Source organism: Paraburkholderia franconis, assembly GCF_009362735.1.
Lineage (GTDB): Bacteria > Pseudomonadota > Gammaproteobacteria > Burkholderiales > Burkholderiaceae > Paraburkholderia > Paraburkholderia franconis.
In genome coordinates, this window is the sequence record NZ_WHNP01000166.1 from 1 (window position 1) to 5,588 (window position 5,588).

General features: G+C 66.4%; 6 protein-coding genes. 1 reads left to right on the forward strand and 5 read right to left on the reverse strand.

Translation table 11 applies throughout. The features are described from left to right. The 5 genes from GCT13_RS46795 to GCT13_RS46815 all read right to left on the reverse strand — a co-directional run. Positions 1 to 479 (reverse strand): MFS transporter (locus tag GCT13_RS46795; protein WP_152768348.1); only part of this gene is annotated, 479 nt, incomplete at its 3' end. A 16-nt stretch (positions 480 to 495) separates the two neighbouring features. Next, the gene (locus GCT13_RS46800) at positions 496 to 1,074 is read right to left on the reverse strand and encodes a hypothetical protein (RefSeq protein WP_152768349.1); all 579 of its coding nucleotides are present in this window, start codon (positions 1,072 to 1,074) and stop codon (positions 496 to 498) included. A gap of 12 nt (positions 1,075 to 1,086) precedes the next feature. Next, positions 1,087 to 1,887: a hypothetical protein gene (locus GCT13_RS46805; protein WP_152768350.1), complete on the reverse strand. Its 801-nt coding sequence runs from the start codon at positions 1,885 to 1,887 to the stop codon at positions 1,087 to 1,089. A 142-nt stretch (positions 1,888 to 2,029) separates the two neighbouring features. Beyond that, positions 2,030 to 3,400 (reverse strand): sigma-54-dependent transcriptional regulator, encoded by a 1,371-nt coding sequence (locus GCT13_RS46810; protein ID WP_152768351.1) that lies wholly within the window; start codon positions 3,398 to 3,400, stop codon positions 2,030 to 2,032. Continuing rightward, positions 3,382 to 4,947: a sensor histidine kinase gene (locus GCT13_RS46815; RefSeq protein WP_152768352.1), complete on the reverse strand. Its 1,566-nt coding sequence runs from the start codon at positions 4,945 to 4,947 to the stop codon at positions 3,382 to 3,384. Before GCT13_RS46815 ends, GCT13_RS46810 begins: the two co-directional genes overlap by 19 nt. A 405-nt stretch (positions 4,948 to 5,352) precedes the next feature. On the opposite strand from GCT13_RS46815, the gene GCT13_RS46820 reads away from it, so the two are divergent. Beyond that, positions 5,353 to 5,588 (forward strand): helix-turn-helix domain-containing protein (locus tag GCT13_RS46820; RefSeq protein ID WP_193727825.1); only part of this gene is annotated, 236 nt, incomplete at its 3' end.

The following is a 5,588-nucleotide window of genomic DNA, read 5'->3' on the forward strand; positions in this document are numbered from 1 at the left end:
ACGTTGCCGGCATGATTGAAGCCCTCGTTGCGGCTGATACGGGAGGCCAGGATTCTGTGCCCCACCACACCGAGGCTCAGCGCGGCAAGGGTCGGGCCAATGATGGCCGAGACGAGCGCCAGCGCCGTCTGCGTCAGCAGAATGACCGGTAGCGTTGGACAGCGGGCGATCAGCAGGCAGCCCGCCGCGACCATGCCAGCCGATACCGCAATGATGGCCCGCTTTGCACGCGTGGCGTCCACCAGCATCCCCGCAGGAATCTGGCTGAGCGCGGCGGCCACGCCGCTCGCGCCCATGATGAGACCGATATCGCCCGACGACCAGTGCTGCGTGCCCTTCAGGAAGATGGCGAGGAATGGCCCGATGCCGTCGCGCACGTCCGCCATCAGGAAACTGAGTGCGTCGAGCCCCCGAAGGCTTTGTGCCGACGGGGAGCGGTCGCTTTCGGGATGACTGCTGGCGCGTGCGGAAGGGCTCATCGTCATCTCCGCGGGTTCATGCGCCCGTACCGGCATCCGCGTCAGCATCAGAATGAGGATCGGCCTGTTCCGCGATCTCGCTCACGTCGAGGGTATGGCCATGCGTGTTCTCCACCATGCCGCCCCACGCCTGCACGCGTGCGCCAGGCGTCAGATAAGCCCGCAGTTCTTCGGCGGCATGAGGAGGCATCCGCAGTGACGTGCCGTCATCCAGCAGCGCGCCACGCAGTTCTCCCTTTGGTCCGTGCAACGACAGAATGACGGTGCCCGTCACCTCCGCCGCGTACATTTCCACGTCGGGCCTTTTGTGTCTGTCGTCATCGCGATGCGGTCCCTCGTCGACGAGAGTTTCGCCGTCACCGACGGCTATCGACACTGCCGCGATGATGTTCGCCGTGCGTGGCCTGACGCCCCGCACGGTGACGGTGTCGCCGGGCCCAACGCGTTGCACGATGTGTGTCCCCAGGTGCGGCGGAAAATGGACCTGCCGCTGGCCGTCCAGAATGAAGCCGTCCGGTTCGCCGTGCGGGTTGAGCAGGAACTGCGTGAGTGTGCCCTTCGTTTCGGGCAGGCATGCCGGGTCAATCCAGTGCATGGTGTTTCTCCTTCAGTTGGAAAAGTTGCTGTACAGCCGGGTGAGGTTGCCAGGCGTGCCGAAAGCGGTGGCCTGCAGGGCTTCGCCGTACCGGTTGCGTGTGCCATAACCGGTCGCAGCGACGTTCGCGCCCGGACGCAAGAGGCTCACGAACTGCTGCGCGACGACAGGCGTCAGCCTGATGACAGTGCCGTTGCGCAGCAGCACCCCGTCCGGTTCCCCACGGGGTGCAGTCGTCACGCGCATGACCTCGCCCTGGACGCTGAGGCGCACGAGGCCAGCGCCGCGGAGGGCGGGCGGCGGACGCGGTACATCGGGCGGCGGAGGCTGGTCGACGAGTTGCTGGCCAGTGCGCGGGTTGACGATCTGCTGCGCCTTCACGTCACCGCTGCCATCCCTGAAACCGGCGACCTGGACGCGATCGCCTGGCTGCACGGCAGCCACCAGTTGCGCGCCGGGATGCGGCGGGAAATGCACGAGCGAGCCGTCGCTCAGGATGAAGCCGTCCACGTCGCCTTCCGGGTTGATGACAAAGCGGCTCACGATGCCTTGCGTGAGCGGGGTCGGCTGGCCCGGGGTTGGCTCCCATGCGCGTGGAGGCGAAGGTTGCGTGCGCACCGGTCCACGGGCGGGCGGCTCCCATGGGCCAGCCATCGAAGGAGGCACGTCGGGCGCGGCAGGCCCGGGCGGCGTCTGTGCGACGCACGCGCTGGTCCACGGCGTCAGTGCGACGAGTACCACGCGAACTGCCCGTCGGACTGCGCGCGTCGCAGGTCCTGCATGCTCGGTGTTGAATGGGAAACTCGGGAACATGGTTCACTCCTGTCAGAGGACAGCGGGTGAACTGCACGGCCTATGCCATGCGAACATGCACGACAGGACAAGGGCATCAAGGAGGAGACGAAGCCGAGGGCGTCCGGTTGCTGGACACCAGGTGTCGGGTTCGTTGACAGGTCTAGTTCAGCCCGAGACCCGCCATCTTCGTGTAGAGCGACTGCCGGCTGATGCCGAGGCGTCGCGCGGCGTCGGCGCGATTACCGCTTGCCAGCGCAAGCGCGCGGACAATCATCGCGCGTTCGACGCGCTCAATGGCTTCGGCGAGCGGCAGGTCGGCGAGGTCAGCGGGCAGCACGTGTTCTGCAGGGACCGACGTGCCTCTGAGGAACGCAAGGTCATCGCCGGTAATCGCAGGACCGGGCGCGAGCGAACAGACGCGCTCGATGGCGTTCTTCAGTTCCCGGACGTTGCCCGGCCACGGGTGGCCGACGAGGCGTCGTTGTGCCTGCGCGGACAGATGCATCACGCGATGCGCCGGCTTCGTTGCGGCTGCAAGGAAGTGTTCGGCAAGCGGCAGGATGTCGGCGATGCGTTCGCGCAGCGGGGGCAGGTGCAATGGAATGACGTTCAGGCGGTAAAGCAGGTCCTGGCGGAACTCGCCGGCGCTGACCATCGCGTCCAGGTCGCGATGCGTGGCGGCAACCACGCGGACATCGACGGGCAGGGTCCGGCTGGTGCCGAGCGGCGTGACGTTTTTCTCCTGCAGCACTCGCAGGAGCTTGGCCTGCATCGCAGGCGGCATGTCGCCGATTTCATCGAGAAACAGCGTTCCACCATCCGCCTCGACGATGCGGCCGGTGCGTTCCGTCGCCGCACCCGTGAAGGCGCCTTTGCCATGGCCGAACAGTTCGCTTTCCAGCAGGTCGTGAGGGATGGCCGCGCAGTTCACGGCAACGAACTGACCATCGCGACGGCGGGACGCCTCGTGCAGGACCCTCGCGGCGACTTCCTTGCCGGTTCCGGTTTCGCCCGTAATGAGGACCGTCGCGTCGCTCGTGGCGGCCCGGCCCAGTTGCTTCTGGACCGCGCGCATCGCTTCGCTCACGCCGAGCAGCAGCGGCCTGTCCGAGATGGGTTCTCCGGCGAACGGCGCTTCATCAGGTCCGGTCGCGGGCCGCTGGCTGGCCGAGAAGATGCGTTCGAGCAGCACGGCAATGTCATTGCGCCCGACCGGTTTCGTGAGATGCTCGAAGGCGCCTAGCCGCATCGCGCCAATCGTGTTGTCGCTGGTGGCATGCGCAGTCAGCATCACGACGGGTACGGGCTTCAGCGCGGCGTCGCCGCGCAGCCTCTCCAGCACACCCAGACCATCGAGGCCCGGGAGCCGGAAGTCGAGAAAGATGCAGTCGGCCGCCAGGCCGCCATGCAGCACTTGAAGGGCAGCTTCTCCGGACGGGGCCTGCACCACGCGATGTCCAAGGTCGGACAGGGTTTCCGCGAGACCCTCACGGAATGCGTCGTCGTCATCGACTACGAGGATGGTTGCCATGGAATCTCGATCACGAAACATGCGCCAGTGGACCGGTCGTCAAGATATGCGTTGCCGCCATGCGCGCTCGCCACTTCACGGACGACCGCAAGGCCGAGGCCGGAACCGTCGGCGCGGCCGGTGACGAATGGTTCGAAGATGCGTTCGCGCTGGTCCGCCGGTACCCCCGGTCCGCTGTCGGAAACGGAAATTCGCAGATGTGGGCACTCGCCTGACCAGTCACGCTCGACCGTCACGGTGACCGTGCCGCCCTCGCCGACGTGGCGCAGTGCGTTCAGCAGCAGGTTGTCGAGCGCGCGCCGAAGCTGGTCCGCGTCGAATGCCGGCTGCTGCGGCACCGGCGCGTCGGCCAGGTCGTCGAACTTCGACACCAGCGTCAGCCGGATGCCGCGCCGGCGCGCCAGTTCGCGGTGCGACTCGACAACATCCGCCAACCACTCCGCGATATTCACCTGACGCGACCTGACGGTTACGGGCTGCGTCAGCGCAAGAAGACTGGCGACCTGCGTCTCGATCCGTCCAATCTGCTCAAGGATAAAGCGAAGCGCGCCGTGTTGCCGCTCACTGTCGCCCGCCAGCGCGTTCTCCGCCTTCAATCGCATGGCGCCCGCCGGATTGCGGATCTCGTGGGCGACCTGTGCCGCCAGCTTGCCCAGCACGCTGAAGCGCTCGGCACGGGCGAGCCGGTCGCTGAGCACCGTGGTCTGTTGCCGGAGCAGCTCGGCCCGCCCGGCGTACTGATTGAGTGCATCGACAATCCGGTCGAGTTCCGGCTCGCCAAGACGCGTGAGATGGGCAGAGCGCTCGACGTCGCCGTCGGACGACAGCGCCATTTCGAGTCGCGTGAGATTGCGCCGCCAGCGGCGCAGGGCCAGCGCAAGTGCGACCGCGACCGCGAGAATGACGGCCAGCACGGCGGCCATTCCCGTGACCAACCCTTCTCCATACCGTCCCAGGGGCGGACGGGCACGCGTGAGCATCCATGCGAACAGGGCAGGCTCATCCTTCACCGGGCAGGCCGCCGCGATGACCGCATCCGGTCCGTTGCGGATCACATCGGCTGCGGCCGCATGCGTGGCAGCCGTCGTTCGCAGGGTGCGCAGAATCAGCGGCGTTTCGGCTTCCGGGATGTCGCGTTTGATGCCGCTGCCCTGGTAGGTCGGAAAGGCGTAGGCCAGAAAACCGTTCACCGGGGCGCTGCCTGCTGCCGCGCTGGCCGGGCCTGGCGCCGTCCACGCAGGCACCGCGTCCCCGGTCGGGTCCGCGGTCCAGAACCCGCCCTCGACGCCCGGTGCCTGTGCGAGCACGATGTCGAGCACGGCATGCATGAGGTCCGTGTTGCCTGCCGCGCCCGACATGGGTCGCGAGAGGTTGTAGCGCGTCGCAACCGCTTCACAGGCGGCAGTCGCCTGCTGCCTGGCGCCCGCGATCTGCTGGCTCCCGGCCGAGATCGCCATGAACCATACGATGGCGACGAGCATCGCGCATAGCGCTGCCACGAGTGCCCACAGGGCGACGAGCTGTGTCGAGAACGAGAGTCGCTTCATCAGGACAAGGGCGGAAGGAACAGGGGAAGCATACGTCAAAGCGAAAGCGAGGCCAGGCGCCAGGGACTCCTCACACGCTATATCCGGTTCGGCGCACAGCGCAAGGCTCCCGCCCTCCCTTGAATCTTCCGCTACCGCGGGTCCGCGATAGCTGCCCCTGTATTGAAGCGCTGAAGCCGTAGTGGGTAGGAAAGGGAGCGGGCTACGGTCGTATCGCCGCTCTGCCTGGCAGTGTGCCTGGGTTGGCGCAGCGATCTGGCACCCGGCCCGTGTCATTGGCCAGGACGGCCGGGTAACCCGGCATAGTGATGTCTTATGGCCTCGTCGCTAATTGATGAACCGTCCTTTTATTGATCCGGCAATAAAATATTGAAACTTTGAGCGCAACACATGGTCGGAAGTGTTATGGAAAAAATCGACTCCCGAACCTTGCCGATGGCGGCACTGAATGAACGCCGTCGCCGCGCGGTGAAGATGCGCATCGAAGGCGTAGCGTTGAAAGAGGTGGCGCTGCGTTGCGAGATGTCGCCCACGACGGTGATTGCGGCCTGCAAGGCGTACGAGGCGGGCGGCTGGCGTGCCGTGGATGTCGGGCCTCGCGGTCGTCCGTCGGGTACCGGACGCAGCCTGAGCGCAGATCA

Coding starts and splice junctions, on each gene's coding strand:
- GCT13_RS46800 (WP_152768349.1), bottom strand. CDS start 1,074: ATGCACTGGATTGACCCGGCATGCCTGCCCGAAACGAAGGGCACACTC.
- GCT13_RS46815 (WP_152768352.1), bottom strand. CDS start 4,947: ATGAAGCGACTCTCGTTCTCGACACAGCTCGTCGCCCTGTGGGCACTC.
- GCT13_RS46805 (WP_152768350.1), bottom strand. CDS start 1,887: ATGTTCCCGAGTTTCCCATTCAACACCGAGCATGCAGGACCTGCGACG.
- GCT13_RS46810 (WP_152768351.1), bottom strand. CDS start 3,400: ATGGCAACCATCCTCGTAGTCGATGACGACGACGCATTCCGTGAGGGT.